This is a genomic window from Pseudomonas sp. NFACC02, from assembly GCF_900110765.1.
Classification (GTDB): domain Bacteria; phylum Pseudomonadota; class Gammaproteobacteria; order Pseudomonadales; family Pseudomonadaceae; genus Aquipseudomonas.
Window position 1 is genome coordinate 155,887 of sequence record NZ_FOEO01000004.1, and the last position, 16,491, is coordinate 172,377.

The window sequence follows — 16,491 nt, forward strand, 5'->3', positions numbered from 1 at the left end:
CCGCGACGGTCCGTTCGATCATGGAAGGCAATCGCGCCCGGTGGCGCGGCCGGGCTTCAAACCCGGTTGGGGACGGCAGCCGTTCCCGGGCAGGTTCGACTCCCGCTGCCTTCCGCCATTTTTCTTGTGCGTCCACCCTGTGGGAGTGAGCTTGCTCGCGAATGCGCCTAGTCGATCGTTCCCACGCTCTACTGATCATTTCCGCGCTCCGCTGATCGTTCCCACGCTCCGCGTGGGAATGCCTGCCAGGACGCTCTGCGTCCACCTTGACGCAGAGCGTCAGCCACTGCGTTACCACGCGGAGCGCGGGAACAATCAAGGGACCACAGGCGCATGTGCCGCCCCCACCGCGACGAGATTGTTTGCGCCGCTGCGGCATTTCCCGGACGAACGTCACCTCCCTGTAGTGAACCTGACACCGTTTAAACGGTCTGTTGACCACTGCGCGCGCGGTGCTCCGGGTCACGAGGCCCCGGTGTTTTCTGGATTGTCCTGGCGCGCAGTGGCCTTCTTCAGCGGTTGCAGCGCCTTGCTCGTCGCTGCAGATCAGGCTTTTGTCCGTCGCATGCGGCCCGACCGTCCGGCCTTTCTTTTTATTTTTGTCGAAGATCACCCATGTCTCTATCTCGTCCCGTTTCTGCTTCTCTTCCATCTTCTCAGCCGCCGGGCGCGCGACGCCGTTTGCTCTGCGCCGGCCTGCTGGGAAGCCTGCTGACCGTCGGTTTCGCTACCCAAGTGCAAGCCGAGGGCAAGGACCGCTGGGTCACTGACACCTTGAGCACCTACGTCCGCAGCGGGCCGACCGATGGCTATCGCATTGTCGGCACGTTGAAGTCCGGCCAAAAAGTCGAGTTGCTCACCACTCAGGGCGATTACAGCCAAGTGCGCGGCAGTTCCGGTGATAGCGTGTGGATTCCCTCGGCGGATTTGCAGGAAGTGCCTGGTCAGGCTGAACGCCTGCCGCAACTCACCCAGCAAGTGGCCGACCTCAGTGCCCAGTTGAAGACCATCGACGACGACTGGAAAACCAAGGTCCAGGGCATGCAGGAGACGCTCGATTCGCGCAAGAAACTGGTGGATGAACTGGAGGCCCGCACCAAGGACCTCAACGCTCAGTTGACCGATGCCCAATCGGAACTGCGTTCCACCCAGGCCAAACTCGGTGACGAGAACAACCAGGTGCTCATGCGCTACATGGTGTACGGCGGCAGCATCGCTGGCGCCGGGCTGCTGCTCGGCTTGATCCTGCCGGCGCTGACGCGGGGCCGCAAACGTAACGACCGCTGGTTCTGACCGCGCCCACAGGGTGAGCACTGGCGGCGGCCTGCGGCGGCGCTAGACACCGGTCCAGGCTCAGGTGGTCGCCGCAGTTCTGACCCTACGCTGATAACGGAACCAGACCAGCGCCGCCCACAGCCCCGAGGCTGCGCCAATGCCCATGGCCCAACGCGGGCCGAACAGGTCGGCGACCCAGCCCACGATCGGGGCGCCGACTGGTGTGCCACCCAGGGTGGTCGCCAGCAGAATCGCCATCACCCGACCGCGCATCAGTGGATCGGTCGACAGCTGCACCATGCTGTTGGCCGAGGTGGTGAAGGTCTGCGCCGAAATCCCCAGCAGGAACAGCAGGGCCGCGAACACCCAGAAGTTCGACGTCAATGCTGCCAGCACAAAGCATCCGCCAAACAGCGCGCAGGCCCAGAACAGCAGCATGGCACCTGGGCGGGAGCGTCGCGCCGAGAGCAGTGCGCCTGTCACCGAACCCACCGCCATCAGCGACGTCAGCAGGCCGTAATGGCTGGCGTCGGCGTCGAAAACGCTGACGGCCATGGTCGAGATGTAGAGAGGGAAGTTCAGGCCGAAGGTGCCCATGAGAAACAGCATCAGCAGGATGGCTTTCAGATCGGGGCGGGCCCATACGTAGCGGAACCCCTCCGCCAGTTGGCCGCGAACGCGGGGAGGGCGTTCGCGTGCGTGCATCTGGTTTTTCCGCAGGCAGCACAACGAGATGATCATTGCGGCAAATGTCAGTACGTTCAGCAGAAACACCCAGCCATTGCCCACCCATGGGATCAATAATCCTGACACCGCCGGGCCCACCATTCGCGCCACGTTGAACGACAGCGAGTTCAATGCCACGGCGTTGCTGAGGTAGGACTCGTCGACCAGATCGGAGACAAAGGTCTGCCGCGCCGGGGCATCGATCGCGGCAACGCAACCGGACACCAGCGCAAAGAAGTACACATGCCACAGTTGCACATGCCCCGTCACCGTCAGCAGCCCGAGGCCCAGGGCCGAGGCTGCAAACGCCAGTTGCGTGGCGATGAGCAGCTTACGTCGGTCGAAGTGATCGGCCGCATACCCGCTGATGGGCAAAAGCAGCAGCATCGGTCCGAACTGCAAGGCCATGACAATGCCCAGCGCGGTCGCGTTCTGATCGGTGAGCTGGGTGAGCACCAGCCAGTCCTGCGCCGTGCGCTGCATCCAGGTGCCGATGTTGGACACGATCCCGCCCAGGGACCAGACGCGGAAGTTGTAAACGGCCAGCGAACGGAAGGTTCTGGCCATCAGCGATGTGGCTCGGTCGGTCGGATTTTCTTCACCAGGGCAGGCCTTCTCAGCAAGTCGAATGACGTCCTTTGTCGTGGCGTTCGGGGTGGTCGTGATGACTCTCATGGGCCCTGACGCGGGCCTCAGGTTACGCGTATACGCGTTTGTCGTGCAGCACCTGAGGCACCTCTCACGTAACTCACGACCCGTTAAAACCGCGACGGTTCCGTGAAAAATCCTGTCAGGGGTACTAGGTTAGTTCTGCGGTACGCGCTACTTTGGCGCGGCGCCACACGCTGTAGTGGTCCATGAATAACGCTGAAAAATGTGCATCTGCAGTAGCAAGGATGCCGGGCGAATCGCGAAAGGTGCATCCCCATCACGGCTCGACCCGATCAATGCTGTTCCACATTCAAAAAAATAAAGAGAGTCGACACATGAAGTACGAACCCTTGGCCAGGTCGCTGATCGCGACGGCATTTACCCTCGTTTTTTCCTCCACGTACGCGGCTTCCGTTGCCCCGGTCGCTGCCGAAAACGGCATGGTGGTCACGGCGCAACACCTCGCGACCCATGTCGGCGTGGATGTGCTCAAGTCGGGCGGCAACGCCGTCGACGCCGCCGTTGCCGTGGGGTATGCGCTGGCGGTGGTTTACCCGGCAGCGGGCAATCTGGGCGGTGGCGGTTTCATGACCATTCAACTCGCCGATGGCCGCAAGACCTTCCTGGATTTCCGTGAAAAAGCCCCGCTCGCCGCGACTGCCAATATGTACCTGGACAAGGACGGTAACGTGGTTCCCGACTTGAGTTCCAAAGGGCATCTTGCCGTGGGCGTCCCTGGAACGGTGTCCGGCATGGAGCTGGCGTTGAGCAAATACGGCACCAGGAAGCGGGCAGACGTGATTGCGCCTGCGATCAAGCTGGCCGAGGACGGTTTTGTTCTGGAGCAGGGTGACGTCGACCTTCTGCACACCGCGACCGACGAATTCAAGGCGGACGCCAAAGACCTGGGGACGATCTTCCTGAACAGGGGCCAGCCGATGCAGGTGGGCGACAAGCTGGTGCAGAAAGACCTGGCGAAAACCCTCAAGGAGATTTCCGCCAAGGGCAGCGACGGTTTCTACAAAGGCTGGGTGGCCAAGGCCATCGTCGACTCGAGCAAGGCAGGCAAGGGCATCATCGTCCAGGCGGATCTGGATCACTACAAAACCCGCGAACTGGCGCCCATCGAGTGCGATTACCGCGGTTACCACGTGGTCTCGGCACCGCCTCCAAGCTCCGGCGGTGTGGTGATCTGCGAAATCATGAACATCCTCGAAGGCTACCCGATGAAAGAGTTGGGGTACCACTCCGCTCAAGGGATGCACTATCAGATCGAGGCCATGCGTCATGCGTACGTTGACCGCAACAGCTACCTCGGCGACCCGGATTTCGTGAAGAACCCGATCGACCACCTGCTTGATCGTGACTACGCCGCCAAACTGCGCGCCGCCATTGAGCCGCAGAAAGCCGGCGTGTCCCAGGACATCAAACCCGGTGTCCCGCCCCATGAAGGCAACAACACCACTCACTACTCCATCGTCGACAAATGGGGCAATGCGGTGTCTGTCACCTACACGCTCAACGACTGGTTCGGCGCAGGTGTGATGGCGAGCAAGACCGGCGTGATTCTCAACGATGAAATGGACGACTTCACCTCCAAGGTCGGCGTACCGAACATGTACGGCCTGATCCAGGGCGAAGCCAACGCCATCGCCCCGGGCAAGACGCCGCTGTCGTCGATGAGCCCGACCATCGTCACCAAGGATGGCAAGGTGGTCATGGTGGTCGGTACACCGGGCGGTAGCCGGATCATCACCGCCACGCTGCTGACCATGCTCAACGTCATCGACTACGGCATGAACATTCAGGAAGCGGTTGACGCGCCGCGTTTCCACCAGCAATGGATGCCGGAAACCACCAACCTGGAGCGCTTTGCGGTGAGTCCCGACACCCAGAAGATCCTTGAAAGCTGGGGCCATAAATTCGCAGAGCCCCAAGACGCGAATCACCTGGCGGCCATTCTGGTCGGCGCGCCTTCATTGGGTGGCAAACCGGTCGGCAATAACCGTTTCTACGGCGCCAATGATCCACGCCGCAACACCGGCCTGTCGCTGGGCTACTGAGTCGTGAAAACAGGTGGGGCCGCGTTGGCTGCCTCACCGAATGACCCCATCGACGGATTTTTCGTTGCCAGATCAGTCGCACGAAGTGTTATGTTATAACTCTCTGTGACGAGCGCCCGGCGCTCGAATGACTCATGTGCTCCGAGAATCCGTCTTCGTATGAACAGCCCACTTCCCGACGTTGCTTGCTCTGAATTATCCCAAACGCTGCTGCCACTCGATTGGGTCGGCATGCAGGGTATCGACCTTCCGCTGATGCTCGATGAGCCCGGTATCGACGTCGCCGTTCATGCGCGTGCCGATCTGCACGTGGACCTGCCAGTCCCCCAGATCAAGGGCATCCACATGTCCCGGCTGTACACCTTGCTTGACCGGTTCGCAGAGCAACACGCGGTCAGTCCGGCAAGCCTGGCGCTTCTGCTGGAGCGGATGGTCGCCAGCCATGCCGATTGTCATTCTTCGCAAGCGAGGCTGCGCCTGTCGTTTGAATGGCTGTGCAGGCGACCGGCGCTGGTGACCGCGGGCCTGAGCGGCTGGAAGTCTTACCCCACGGTGATCGATGCGCAGTGGCAGCAAGGGCGTCTCGTGCTGGATGCCTGCGTCGAGGTGACCTACGCGTCTACCTGCCCGTGTTCGGCGGCATTGTCCCGGCAACTGCTGGAACAGGCGTTCCATGACCGGTTCGCAACGGGTGTCGTCGACAGCGCCGAGGTGGCCGGCTGGTTACGCCAACACGGCTCCCACGCGACACCGCACAGTCAGCGCAGCGTCGCCGCCGTGCGTGTGCGCATCGACCCGGATGCAGAGCGGATGGGGCTGCTCCATCTGATCGACCGAGTAGAGGATGCCTTGGGCACGCCGGTACAGACCGCCGTGAAGCGCGCGGACGAGCAAGCCTTTGCCCGGTTGAACGGGCAAAACCTGATGTACGTCGAGGACGCCGCGCGCAAGATCCAGCAATCGCTGTCGCCAGATTTTCCGCTCAGCAGCGTCTCGGTCAGGCATCTGGAAAGCCTGCATCCGCACGACGCGGTGGCGTCGGTCTCCAACGAGCTGGCGTTACCGTTCCCGGCGACGGGCGCAGGAGGCTGGGCATGAGCGATATTCTCTCGGGACCGGATCGCGACGCACGACGCGCATCGCCCGCCACTGGCACAGCAGTGTCGCCCGTGGCGCTCCATCGGCCAGCCCGCTTGCAATCGATCGATGCAGTGCGCGGCCTTATCATCGTGTTCATGCTGCTGGATCACGTGCGGGAAACATTTTTTCTGCACCGTCAGGTGTCGGACCCAATGGATGTCACCACCACGGGACTGGATCTTTTTCTCAGCCGCACCCTGGCGCATTTCTGTGCGCCGTTGTTTGTGTTCCTCACCGGTCTGTCCGCGTACCTGTACGGCGAACGCCACGCGGGCAAAGGTCAGGTCGCCCGCTTTCTGTTCAAGCGCGGGTTAGTGTTGATTGCGCTGGAGCTGACGCTGGTCAATTTCGCCTGGACGTTTCAGTTTCCGCCGACGGTGATCTACCTGCAGGTGATCTGGGCCATCGGCCTGAGCATGCTGGCGCTCGCGGCACTGGTGGCCTTGCCCCGGGGATGGATCGCCTCGGTTGGACTGGCCATCATTGCCGGGCACAACCTGCTGGACAATGTGCATTTTACGGCCGACTCGTTCATGCACGTACCGTGGGCGATTCTGCATGACCGGGGCTGGCTCGAGGTGTTCGACGGCCTGCGCCTGCGCACGTCCTACCCGGTGTTGCCGTGGATCGGTGTCATCGCGGTAGGGTATGCGGCCGGCCCCTGGTTCTCCAGCGGCAGTGATCCCGATAAGCGTGAGCTGAATCTGATGGCCTGGGGGTTTGGCATTCTCGCGCTGTTTCTGGCGCTACGCAGCCTCAATGGCTACGGGGAGAAAAGCTGGGTGATGGGCGAAACCACCACGCTGACCGTGATGAGCATCTTCAACATCACAAAATACCCACCGTCCCTGTTGTTTATTAGCCTGACGCTCGGCGTGGGGCTGTTACTGCTCGCGTTTATGGAGCGCAGCAATGGCAAACGGTGGTTGAAGCCGCTGGCGATTTTCGGTGCGGCGCCGATGTTCTTCTATCTGTTGCACTTGTATGTGCTCAAGTGTCTGTACGTACTTGCGATGGCCATCTGGGGGCCGTCGCACGGCAGTTACTATGGCTTCGATTCAATGGCGGCTGTCTGGGCCTGCACCGCCGCGCTGAGCGTGGTGTTGTTTCCCGCAGTTCGCTGGTTCGCCGAGCTCAAGGCCCGGCGCCCCGATATCCGCTGGTTGAAGTACTTCTGACGCCGCTGAACGCGGCCTTGCTGCCTGCGCTCATGATCGACGCAGACTGCGCTCCATTCGGGCCAGCGCTTCTTCCAGCATCGAGCGCGGGCATCCGAAGTTCAGCCGCACGAACTGGCCACAGTCGTCCCCGAACTCATGGCCTGCGCTGAGCGCCACCCTGGCTTCGTTGAGGAAGAACTGCTGAGGATTTTCGATATCCAGTCCCGAGCAATCGAGCCAGGCCAGGTAGGTGCTCTGCGGCAGGTGCATCGAGATACCCGGGAAACGGGTTCTGATCGCGTTCGCCAAATAGTCGCGGTTGTCCTGAAGGTAGGCGATGACCCGTGCCAGCCACGGCGCGCCTTTGCTGTACGCTGCATGCGTGGCATCCAGACCGAGCGCATTGACGCTGTCGACCAGGCCCAGACGACCGGCGTTGAAGCGCAGGCGCAGGTCAGGGTTCTGCACCACGGCAAAGGCGGTTTTCATGCCGGCGATGTTCCAGGCCTTGCTGGCGGACATCAGCGTCACGGTGCGGTCGGCGATGGCCGGGCTCAGGGAGGCAATCGGCGTGTGGCGACGCCCGTCGAAGAGGATGTCGGCATGAATCTCATCGGAAACGATCAGCACATCGTTCTGTACGCAGGCGTCGCCAATGGCGCGCAACTCCTGCGCGTCGAAGACCTTGCCCAGCGGATTGTGCGGATTGCTCAGCAACAGCGCGCGAACCTGGGGCAGGATATGTTCCAGGGCGGCGATGTCGGTCGGGTACTCGCCATTGGCGTCGGCATGGAAGGGCAGGTCGATGCGGGGCAGGCCCCAGTGCCCTGGCGCATCCAGCAGCGGCGCGTAGTTGGGTGTCTGGACCAGCACGCCGCTGCCCTTGGGCACCAACGCATTCAACGCCATGTTCACACCCGGTTCCACACCGGGCAGGAACACCAGTTCCTCAGGCTTGACCTGCCAGTCATAGTGGCGAGCCAGATGCGCCACCAACGTTTGACGTAACGTGTCCTGCGCGACCGAATAACCCAGCAGCGGGTGTTGCAGACGCGCAGTCAGCGCCTGAACGATGGGTTCCGCCACAGGAAAGTCCATGTCGGCCACCCACATCGGCAGCACATCTTCCGGGTATTGGCTCCACTTTTTACTGCCCGTGTGCAAGCGTGGGTGAACGCTGTTCAGGTCCATGGTCATGCTCGTCTCAAAAAAAGCGAGGTGCGATTGTGCCAGAGACCGGGCGCGCCATGAACCGGCCATGCGTGTTGCTTTTGACGTGGTGTCGCAGCCGATGCCGACAGAACCCGACTGACAAAAAAGTAACCTTTAGAGGTTACATTCGCAAAAGTAACCTTTTAAGGTTACATAGCACGGTTTTGCCCTATAGTGAACACCACCTACTGATTCAGACTCAGGACCTACGATGACACTCAAGGCTGTCTTGACCGGCGACCTCATGCACTCGCAGACCGTGTCGGATACCCAGGCGTATCTGGATGGGCTGCAAAGCGTGCTGGCGGCGCTCGGCGCACGTTACGGTTTGAAAACCGATACCTACCGGGGCGATGGCTTTCAAGTGGTGCCCGCACAAGCCATCCACGGATTCGAGTGCGCGCTGGCCATTCGCGCGGGATTGATCGCGGCGAGTCCGGAAGGCGAACGCTGGGACGCTCGCATTGCCATCGGTATCGGCCCGTCGGCATCCGGCCGGCACTACGGTGAGGCGTTCGTGCTGTCCGGCCAGGGGCTGGACGGGATGAAAAAGCTCACCCTGGCGGTGTTCAGTCATGACGCCTCACTGCTACGCGCGGCGGAGCTGGTCACCGAATTCGTCGCCGCCACGGTGGACAAATGGACCGTGGTCGAGGCGCAGGCTTATTACGCGCATCTGCTGGGCACGGGCGACCAACAGACCATCGCCGAGAACCTGGGCAAGTCGCGCGTGGCGATCAACAAGGCGCTGCAGCGCGGTCAGGCCAGGTTGCTTGATCGCTATCTGGCATGTACGCGGGACTGGATCACCGAGTTGTACGCCAGGGAGTCGGCCGATGCGTGATACCTCATTAGTGTTGCTGGTGTTGATACTGCTCAACATGTCCCTGGACTACGGCTATGCCCAATGGCAGGCGCGCAGGCCGGGCCCGGGGCGGGTGAGGGGCATGCTGGTGGCTTTTGCTCAGGGCGCAATGGTTGGCGCGGTGCTGTACGCCTTTGACCGGCATGCCCTGATTGCCGCAGCGGCGGGCGCAACCTTCGCGCTCTGCTGGGGCGTGATTCGCTGGCAGGTTGCCAGGTGGCAATCAGGATTTGCGTTTGTCTTGCGGTTTGCGTTGCAAGTGGTCGCCATCACGGCGGTCTGGCTCAGCGCCGAAGGCTACTGGGGGTGGGCAGGGAATGTGGCCAAAGACGTGTTGAGCACGCACAACCTGCTGGTCGTCCTGGCTTATGCGCTGGTCTTACGTCCCGCGTCGGCGTTGATTGGCGCTGTGCTGACCCCGTGGCTCGCCAGCGTCAGCAGCGAAGGGTCGCTGAAAAGCGCTGGCAAGCTGATTGGCTATCTGGAGCGGGTGCTGATCCTGACCTTCGTCCTGCTGCAGCAATGGGAGGGAATCGGCTTTTTGCTCACCGCCAAAAGCATCCTGCGCTTTAACGACCTGAAAAGCGCCGAGCAGCGGTCACTTAGTGAATATGTGTTGCTCGGGACGTTGGTGAGCTTCGCCGTCAGCATGGCCATCGGATTGGCGGTACTGAAGCTGTCAGGAAAGTAACCTCTGCGGGTTACTTTCACTGATGTAACCTTCAGAGGTTACAGAAGGGAGGGTTACCAGAACGTCGTTGTCCCGGCGTTTAGACGGCCGGTAATGACCGCGATGGCTTTTTCCACGTCTGCCGCCTGGGTGTAGCGTCCCAGGCTCAAGCGCAGGCTGCTGCCGGCCTGTGCCTGACTCAGACCCAGGGCGAGCAACACATGGGAGGCGCCGCTGCTCGCTGAGTTGCACGCCGACGTCGACGACACCGCTAATTCGCTGGACAGACTCATGGCGTTAAAGCCTGGGCTGTCGACGCAAATATTCAGAGTGTGCGGAACGCGCTGGTCTGGATCGCCATTAAGGCTGACGCCCGGCAGGGCCAGCAAACCGTCGCGTAATTGAGCCGACAGTATGCTGATCCGTTGCAGTTCTTCGGCCATCTCGGCGCTGGCCAGGGCATAGGCGGCGCCCATGCCGACAATCTGGTGCGTCGCCAGCGTGCCCGAACGGAAGCCCTGTTCATGACCGCCGCCATGAATTTGTGCTTCCAGCAGCGGACGCGCTCGCTCACCGACGAACAGTGCACCGATGCCTTTGGGGCCATAGGTCTTATGCGCGGAAAAGGACATCAGGTCGACGGGCAATGTGTTCAGATCAATCGCGAGCTTGCCGGCGCCTTGGGCGGCATCGACATGGAACAGAGCGCCTCCATCGTGGACAAGCTGGCCGATGGTGGCGATGTCCGTGACCGTGCCCAATTCGTTATTGACCAGCATCAGCGAGACCAGCAGCGTGTCTTCGCGCAACGCCTGACGCACAGCCTCCGGCTGGATCAAGCCTGTGCTGTCGGGCTCGAGCCAGGTCACGGGGTAACCAGCGTGCTCGAGTTGACGCACCGTATCGATCACCGCCTTGTGTTCGATGCGGCTGGTGATCAGATGTCGGCGCGAACCTTTGGCGCCAGCGGCGATGCCTTTGATCGCCAGGTTATTGGACTCTGTCGCGCCGGAGGTCCAGATCAGCGACTCGGCACTCGCGCCGACCAGTTCGCCAACCTGACGCCTCGCCAGTTCTACCGCCTGGCGGGCCTGATTGCCGTAGGCATGGGAGCTGGAAGCCGGATTGCCGAAGGTGCCTTCACGGCCCAGGCACGTCACCATCGCCTGGATGACGCGATCATCGACAGGGGTGGTGGCTGCGTAGTCGAAATAACAAGGAAGTGAGCTCATGGGAAGAAATCCGCGCTGTCCGTAATGGTGAAAATACTACTCGCGCTGAACCGGAAAAAAATTGATTACTGAACGCTGTTTAACGGCGGAGTTAGATTATTTTTCTCCTTGAAGCATCTTGAAGGGAATATGATTCCCGTTAACAGAAGCTTCAGGTCTATCCTTATCGCCCGAAGCCCTATCATTCCGCTTTTGAAACGGCAGGCACTCAATGGACAAATTTGACCAGGCGATTCTGAGCATCCTGCAGAGCGACTGCACCCGCCCCTTGGCCGAAATCGCCGAAAGCATTGGACTGGGCAGCACGGCCTGCTGGCGACGCGTCCAGAAGCTCGAAGAACAGGGCATGATTCGCGGCCGAGTGGCCTTGCTCGACCCCGCACAGCTCAACGTTGCGGTGACGGTGTTCGCGGCCATGCGCACCAACCAACACAATGCCGAGTGGCTGGGCGGCTTCCATGATCTGGTCGCAACCCTTCCGGAAGTCGTCGAATGCTACCGAATGGCGGGCGACACGGATTACATGCTGCGCATCGTCGTGCCGGACATCGCCGGCTACGACGCCGTATACAAGAAGTTGATTCAGCTGTCGGGCATCACCGACATCAGCTCCAGCTTTGCCATGGAGCAGATCAAGTCGACGACGCAGTTGCCACTGAATTACAGCCACAAAAAAGCAGCCATGTGAAGGCTGCTTTTTGGTCGGGACGCTTGAATGACGTCAGAAGCGTGCCTTGTCGATCCACTCCAGCGAGGTGCGCCAGACACAGATGCCGAGGAAATACGCCGACATGGCGAGCCAGACGCCCAGCACAACAGTACCGTTGTATGGGTGATTGATGACGAGCAGAAAGCTGCACAGAAACCAGACGCTGGTCACGGCAATGTTGATCGGCATGAAGCGACGCACACGGAACGGGTGAAGGAACTTCATCCGGGTCACGGTCAGCAGCGCCAGGCAGATGACGGTAATGAAGGTCAGCCATGGCGCGGGCGAAAGGATGTACACGCACAGCGCGACCACGTTCCAGGCGGCGGGAAAGCCTTGGAAGTAGTTGTCCTTGCTCTTCATCTCGGTGTTGCAGAAGCAGAACAGCGACGACACGAGGATGATCGAAGTGGTCAGCAGCACGGTGTATTCCGGCAGCGGTATATAGCGGTAGATGAACAGCGCCGGGATGAACACATAGGTCAGGTAGTCGATCACCAGGTCCAGTACCGACCCGTCGAAATGCGGCAGTACCGACTGCACGTTGACCTTGCGCGCGAGCGAGCCGTCCACACCGTCGACGATCAGGGCAATGCCCAGCCACAACAGACAGGCCTTGGGCTGATTGTCGAACAGCGCGATGGTGGCGAGGAAGGCGAGGACGACGCCAGTGGCCGTAAAACCATGGGCGCCCCATGCTTTGAGCCAGGCGATGCGTTGAATTGGGATCATGGACGGTCCTTCTGGAAATAAAGCCGGCCTGATCAACGCGCCGGAGCGGTTACCGATCGACCTGGCCGGAGGTGCAACTATCGACCGGTCATCGGTCGATAAGGTTCACCCTCAACTCCTACACGGTAGCAGGCGACGCCGAATTCCGTTACTGAATTGTCAGAATGCCAGCAAGGAAGACGCGCGTTCGCATGTCATTGGTCGCCTGACGGCAAAAAGAGGCAAAGTAGTGGCCCCTGTTTTTTGTAAGTTTCTGCAAAATTCGCCGTCTGTCAGTCAGTTAGGCAAGGATCTGCATGCAATTTCTCAGGGTGGCTTTGGTGTTTTGTTTGGTCGCGGGCGCTTCTTCAGTTGCGTATGCGCGGGATCTGAGCAAGAACGAGCGGGATTTATGCACCTGGGGCGCAGGCATTGCCGCCACGGCGCAGCAATACAAGCTGGCCGGGCTGACCCTGTACGGGGCACGGAACAAGATGCAGGCCAGACGCTTTCCTCAGCAATGGATGCGCATGAGCGCACTGGGCATCACCGAACAGACCTACGACAGTGCCTCACGGATGCGTCCGGAAAGCGTGAAGCAGGTTTATTACGAGGGCTGCACGCGGCACGAACTCGCGCGTCGCTGAGGTCCGAAGGGACCGTCGCAGCCCTTTGCGTTTCTTCAGGAAAGCCGCTGCATCAGGTAGGCCTCGCCGGTCACGCGAATCATCGGGTGGGGCGTGATCTGGCAGGTTTTTATCACCGAAAACCCGTGGCGTTCGTAAAAGCGTCTGGCGCCAGTGTTCTCGGCGTAGTCGATAAGGCTCAGTCCCTTGAGCCCCAGCGCATCGGCTCTTGATTGAGCATGGCGCAGCAACTGACCACCCAATCCCTTGTTCCTCCAGCCTTCATGCAGCGCCAGGCTGGAGATATACAGGGTGTCCGGCACTTCCATGTCCGCATACGGCGCCAGCACAGGGTCAGTGGCTGGCTGAGCATCGGGATCTTCGCGCATGACGTAACTGTGCATCATGCCCACCACTTCGCCATGGGCTTCGGCGATCAGACAGTTCTGGTAGGAAAAATCCACGCCCTCACGGGCATAGCGCTTCTCGCCCACATCGAGCAGATCCTGCCCCGGCTCCGCCAACTGACTCCAGATGTAATCCGACGCACCTTCCGAGGTGATCTGAAACAGGCGGGCGATTTCACGCGCATCCGAACGTCGCGCCGGACGAAATTCGACAGTCATTCTCAAGGCTCCACAAGGCATTGGGCGCCTTTTATAACGTGGAATGTGAGATCGCGGCAGGGCACCGGACGGCAACGTCGCAATCACGCTGGTTGCCGTCGTTTTGGCTGCGGAGCGCGCCGTTGCGGCGCGCCCGGCCATCACTCAATGCGTTGCGCGGGGAATGGTTTTAAGCAGGTCGGCAGGGCTGATGTGTCCCACGACCGGCACGCTGCCAGGTTGTGGCAGGCCGAGGATATTGCCCTTGATCTTGCCGATCACGTGCATTTCGCAGGGCTTGCAGTCGAATTTCAAGGTCAGCACTTCATCACCGTGCACCAGTTGCATTGGCGCAACCTTGGTGCGCACGCCCGTCACACCCTTGGCCTGTTTCGGGCACAGGTTGAAGGAGAACCGCAGGCAATGCTTGGTGATCATCACCGGCACTTCGCCGGTTTCTTCGTGAGCTTCGAACGCCGCGTCGATCAGTTGAACACCATGCCGGTGGTAGAAATCGCGGGCTTTCTGGTTGTAGACGTTGGCCAGGAATGACAGGTGTGATTCCGGGTACACCGGCGGCGGGCTGGTTTCGGCTTTACGACCACCACGAGGATGGGCTGCAACCCGGGCGGCGGTCAGCGCGTCGATGACCTCACGGCGCAAGGCCTTGAGCTGGGAGTTGGGGACGAAGTACGCCTGCGGCGCGTCCAGCTTGACGTCGGTGGCATGGTACTGGGTCGTTCCCAGTTGGCCCAGCAAGTCCCGCAACTGATCCAGTGCCTGTTCAGGTTTGTTCGCGGCGCCAAATGGCCCGTCCAGCGCGACGCTCGCGCTGATCCCTTCCTCGCTGGTGGCCGTCAGTTCCAGACGGTCCTCACGCAGGTGCGCGAGCCAGGAAAGCCCGATGCGACGTTCGGCGGAGGTCTTCTGCAACGCCTGCTGCCAGTTGTGGTCCAGGTTGCGGTTCAGCGGGTGGTGAGGGCGAACCTTGTACAGGTCGGCCGGCATTTCGTTGGGTTCGACGCGGTAGCGATAGCGCTTTTCGCCGTCTTCTTCGAATTCACCCTTGGGCTCGGCGATGTTCGCGCGAAAACCCACCACCTCGCGCTTGATCAGCACATTCAGACCGTCGCCGTTGGTCAACGGGTCATGGGTCACGACCTGCAGGTCACGCTTGCCGACTTTTTCTACGATGCCCACCGGCAGACCGGTGAACGTCGGCGTATCGAACGCGCCGATGTCGATCTTGCGGTCGGTGACGAAGTAGTCGGTGCTGCCTCGGTGGAAGGTTTTCTCTGGATCGGGCAGGAAGAAGTGCGCTGTTCGCCCGCTGGAGGCGCGGGCCAGGTCAGGGCGATCTTCCAGTACGTCGTCCAGACGCTGACGGTAATAGGCCGTGATGTTTTTCACATAGCCCATGTCTTTATAGCGACCCTCGATCTTGAACGAGCGCACACCCGCTTCGACCAGAGCACGGATGTTGGCGCTCTGGTTGTTGTCTTTCATCGACAACAAGTGCTTTTCGAAGGCGACGACGCGGCCCTGATCGTCTTTTAACGTGTACGGCAAACGGCAGGCTTGAGAGCAGTCGCCACGGTTGGCGCTGCGGCCATTCTGGGCGTGGGAGATGTTGCACTGCCCGGAGAAGGCGACGCACAGCGCGCCATGAATGAAAAACTCGATGGCGGCATCGGTTTCATCGGCGATTGCGCGGATTTCCTGAAGGTTCAGCTCGCGGGCCAGCACCAGTTGGGAAAAGCCGGCCTGATCGAGGAACTTCGCTCGCGCCAGGGTACGGATGTCGGTCTGGGTGCTGGCGTGCAGTTCGATGGGGGGAATGTCCAGCTCCATCACGCCGAGGTCTTGAACGATCAACGCGTCGACGCCGGCGTCGTACAGTTCGTGGATCAGCTTGCGAGCCGGTTCCAGCTCGTTGTCGTGCAGGATGGTGTTGATCGTGGTGAACACCCGTGCGTGGTAACGGTGTGCGAATTCAACCAGTTCGGCGATATCGCTCACTTCGTTGCAGGCGTTGTGACGGGCGCCAAAGCTGGGGCCGCCGATATAAATGGCGTCTGCGCCGTGCAGGATGGCCTCGCGCGCGATGGCGGTGTCGCGGGCGGGGCTGAGCAATTCGAGGTGATGCTTAGGTAGGGACATGTTTTTTAGTCGGATCGTCACGGTCAAGTCGCGCATTGTAGCGGCGAAACGCTTGACCGGCATCCATCGACTGCCCGATGGCGGCTACGCGTCAACGAAGCCGCCGATTCAGCGCGATGACTCAGCCCTTGGCAGCCATCGCAGTGACTTCGACACGCATGCCTTCTACCGCCAGTGCGGCGACGCCGACGGCAGCGCGAACCGGCCACGGCCTGGCAAAAAAACGCTTGTACACCTCGTTGAAAGCGGCGCGGTCGGCCATGTCGGTCAAGTAGATGGTGAGGTGCATGACATGGTCCATCGAACTGCCCGCGCGCTCCAATGCCACCTTCAGCGCTTGCAGCGTACATTCGCTCTGCGCTGTGATGTCGCCGAGTTCCAGACTGCCATCTGCGCGTGTCGGCACCTGGGTCGAGACCATGATCCCGCCAAAGGTGGCGACATCGGAAGAAATGGAGTCTGCATCGGGATCGGGAAGAAAGGTGAGGTCGTGAGTCGCCATGAATCATCTCTAGCTAGTGGAGGAAGACAAACAGGCCCCGCGTGAGTCGCTGAACCAAAGGCGGCCATCATAAAGGACAACGCGGGCTTTTGAGTGTCCGGCGGCAAAAGGCCGACCTGAATGGCTCATTCGCGCCGACAGGCTGCATCAAGTGCAGAGGGGACTGGCCGACACCTTAAAACGA

The 16,491-nt window shown here is 60.8% G+C and carries 15 protein-coding genes and 1 tRNA gene; 9 read left to right on the forward strand and 7 right to left on the reverse strand.

Features of this window, described 5'->3' with window-relative positions:
* Positions 1-22: 22 nt before the first annotated feature.
* Positions 23-118: transfer RNA gene (locus BMY73_RS05740), tRNA-Sec, on the forward strand.
* A 497-nt stretch (positions 119-615) separates the two neighbouring features.
* Positions 616-1,293: a TIGR04211 family SH3 domain-containing protein gene (locus tag BMY73_RS05745; RefSeq protein ID WP_062381708.1), complete on the forward strand. Its 678-nt coding sequence runs from the start codon at positions 616-618 to the stop codon at positions 1,291-1,293.
* Between the two features lie 60 nt (positions 1,294-1,353).
* Here the strand turns inward: BMY73_RS05745 and BMY73_RS05750 are convergent, their stop codons facing one another.
* A complete protein-coding gene (locus BMY73_RS05750; protein ID WP_092405800.1) occupies positions 1,354-2,568 on the reverse strand; it encodes an MFS transporter in 1,215 nt (404 codons plus the stop codon).
* Between the two features lie 419 nt (positions 2,569-2,987).
* Here BMY73_RS05750 and ggt point away from each other — a divergent pair, with 419 nt between their 5' ends.
* From ggt to BMY73_RS05765, 3 genes are all read left to right on the forward strand, one after another.
* Positions 2,988-4,715, forward strand: coding sequence for a gamma-glutamyltransferase (gene ggt / locus BMY73_RS05755; protein WP_092405683.1), 1,728 nt, complete (start codon positions 2,988-2,990; stop codon positions 4,713-4,715).
* A 159-nt stretch (positions 4,716-4,874) separates the two neighbouring features.
* Complete coding sequence (gene folE2, locus BMY73_RS05760) at positions 4,875-5,813, forward strand: GTP cyclohydrolase FolE2 (RefSeq protein WP_092405685.1); 939 nt, start codon at positions 4,875-4,877, stop codon at positions 5,811-5,813.
* Positions 5,810-7,033 carry an acetyltransferase domain-containing protein gene (locus tag BMY73_RS05765; RefSeq protein ID WP_082060790.1) on the forward strand — a complete coding sequence of 408 codons (1,224 nt, stop codon included), beginning with the start codon at positions 5,810-5,812 and terminating at the stop codon, positions 7,031-7,033. Before folE2 ends, BMY73_RS05765 begins: the two co-directional genes overlap by 4 nt.
* 30 nt (positions 7,034-7,063) lie before the next feature.
* Here the strand turns inward: BMY73_RS05765 and BMY73_RS05770 are convergent, their stop codons facing one another.
* The gene (locus tag BMY73_RS05770; RefSeq protein ID WP_092405687.1) at positions 7,064-8,212 is read right to left on the reverse strand and encodes a MalY/PatB family protein; all 1,149 of its coding nucleotides are present in this window, start codon (positions 8,210-8,212) and stop codon (positions 7,064-7,066) included.
* Between the two features lie 226 nt (positions 8,213-8,438).
* On the opposite strand from BMY73_RS05770, the gene BMY73_RS05775 reads away from it, so the two are divergent.
* Together BMY73_RS05775 and BMY73_RS05780 are read left to right on the forward strand one after the other, a co-directional pair.
* Positions 8,439-9,071, forward strand: a complete 633-nt coding sequence (locus tag BMY73_RS05775; protein WP_092405689.1) for a hypothetical protein — start codon at positions 8,439-8,441, stop codon at positions 9,069-9,071.
* The gene (locus BMY73_RS05780) at positions 9,064-9,783 is read left to right on the forward strand and encodes a hypothetical protein (protein ID WP_092405691.1); all 720 of its coding nucleotides are present in this window, start codon (positions 9,064-9,066) and stop codon (positions 9,781-9,783) included. The genes BMY73_RS05775 and BMY73_RS05780 overlap by 8 nt, the downstream gene beginning before the upstream one ends.
* Positions 9,784-9,836: 53 nt before the next feature.
* Here the strand turns inward: BMY73_RS05780 and BMY73_RS05785 are convergent, their stop codons facing one another.
* Positions 9,837-10,994: an aminotransferase class V-fold PLP-dependent enzyme gene (locus tag BMY73_RS05785; RefSeq protein WP_092405693.1), complete on the reverse strand. Its 1,158-nt coding sequence runs from the start codon at positions 10,992-10,994 to the stop codon at positions 9,837-9,839.
* Between the two features lie 211 nt (positions 10,995-11,205).
* Between BMY73_RS05785 and BMY73_RS05790 the strand changes: the two genes are divergently transcribed.
* Positions 11,206-11,682, forward strand: a complete 477-nt coding sequence (locus tag BMY73_RS05790; RefSeq protein WP_062381694.1) for an Lrp/AsnC family transcriptional regulator — start codon at positions 11,206-11,208, stop codon at positions 11,680-11,682.
* Positions 11,683-11,715: 33 nt separating this feature from the next.
* Here BMY73_RS05790 and pcsA read toward each other — a convergent pair whose 3' ends face one another.
* Positions 11,716-12,435 (reverse strand): phosphatidylcholine synthase, encoded by a 720-nt coding sequence (pcsA, locus tag BMY73_RS05795; protein ID WP_062381691.1) that lies wholly within the window; start codon positions 12,433-12,435, stop codon positions 11,716-11,718.
* Positions 12,436-12,731: 296 nt separating this feature from the next.
* Here pcsA and BMY73_RS05800 point away from each other — a divergent pair, with 296 nt between their 5' ends.
* Positions 12,732-13,061, forward strand: coding sequence for a hypothetical protein (locus BMY73_RS05800; RefSeq protein WP_092405695.1), 330 nt, complete (start codon positions 12,732-12,734; stop codon positions 13,059-13,061).
* A gap of 35 nt (positions 13,062-13,096) precedes the next feature.
* Here BMY73_RS05800 and BMY73_RS05805 read toward each other — a convergent pair whose 3' ends face one another.
* The 3 genes from BMY73_RS05805 to BMY73_RS05815 all read right to left on the reverse strand — a co-directional run bounded on the left by BMY73_RS05805 (position 13,097) and on the right by BMY73_RS05815 (position 16,307).
* The gene (locus BMY73_RS05805; protein WP_092405697.1) at positions 13,097-13,666 is read right to left on the reverse strand and encodes a GNAT family N-acetyltransferase; all 570 of its coding nucleotides are present in this window, start codon (positions 13,664-13,666) and stop codon (positions 13,097-13,099) included.
* Positions 13,667-13,810: 144 nt separating this feature from the next.
* Positions 13,811-15,805, reverse strand: coding sequence for a peptidase U32 family protein (locus BMY73_RS05810; RefSeq protein WP_092405802.1), 1,995 nt, complete (start codon positions 15,803-15,805; stop codon positions 13,811-13,813).
* Between the two features lie 121 nt (positions 15,806-15,926).
* Positions 15,927-16,307 (reverse strand): RidA family protein, encoded by a 381-nt coding sequence (locus tag BMY73_RS05815; protein WP_092405699.1) that lies wholly within the window; start codon positions 16,305-16,307, stop codon positions 15,927-15,929.
* Between the last annotated feature and the right edge of the window lie 184 nt (positions 16,308-16,491).

Coding starts and splice junctions, on each gene's coding strand:
- BMY73_RS05810 (WP_092405802.1), bottom strand. CDS start 15,805: ATGTCCCTACCTAAGCATCACCTCGAATTGCTCAGCCCCGCCCGCGAC.
- BMY73_RS05790 (WP_062381694.1), top strand. CDS start 11,206: ATGGACAAATTTGACCAGGCGATTCTGAGCATCCTGCAGAGCGACTGC.
- folE2 (WP_092405685.1), top strand. CDS start 4,875: ATGAACAGCCCACTTCCCGACGTTGCTTGCTCTGAATTATCCCAAACG.
- BMY73_RS05770 (WP_092405687.1), bottom strand. CDS start 8,212: ATGACCATGGACCTGAACAGCGTTCACCCACGCTTGCACACGGGCAGT.
- BMY73_RS05765 (WP_082060790.1), top strand. CDS start 5,810: ATGAGCGATATTCTCTCGGGACCGGATCGCGACGCACGACGCGCATCG.
- BMY73_RS05780 (WP_092405691.1), top strand. CDS start 9,064: ATGCGTGATACCTCATTAGTGTTGCTGGTGTTGATACTGCTCAACATG.
- BMY73_RS05745 (WP_062381708.1), top strand. CDS start 616: ATGTCTCTATCTCGTCCCGTTTCTGCTTCTCTTCCATCTTCTCAGCCG.
- BMY73_RS05775 (WP_092405689.1), top strand. CDS start 8,439: ATGACACTCAAGGCTGTCTTGACCGGCGACCTCATGCACTCGCAGACC.
- BMY73_RS05750 (WP_092405800.1), bottom strand. CDS start 2,568: ATGGCCAGAACCTTCCGTTCGCTGGCCGTTTACAACTTCCGCGTCTGG.
- BMY73_RS05785 (WP_092405693.1), bottom strand. CDS start 10,994: ATGAGCTCACTTCCTTGTTATTTCGACTACGCAGCCACCACCCCTGTC.
- pcsA (WP_062381691.1), bottom strand. CDS start 12,435: ATGATCCCAATTCAACGCATCGCCTGGCTCAAAGCATGGGGCGCCCAT.
- ggt (WP_092405683.1), top strand. CDS start 2,988: ATGAAGTACGAACCCTTGGCCAGGTCGCTGATCGCGACGGCATTTACC.
- BMY73_RS05815 (WP_092405699.1), bottom strand. CDS start 16,307: ATGGCGACTCACGACCTCACCTTTCTTCCCGATCCCGATGCAGACTCC.
- BMY73_RS05805 (WP_092405697.1), bottom strand. CDS start 13,666: ATGACTGTCGAATTTCGTCCGGCGCGACGTTCGGATGCGCGTGAAATC.
- BMY73_RS05800 (WP_092405695.1), top strand. CDS start 12,732: ATGCAATTTCTCAGGGTGGCTTTGGTGTTTTGTTTGGTCGCGGGCGCT.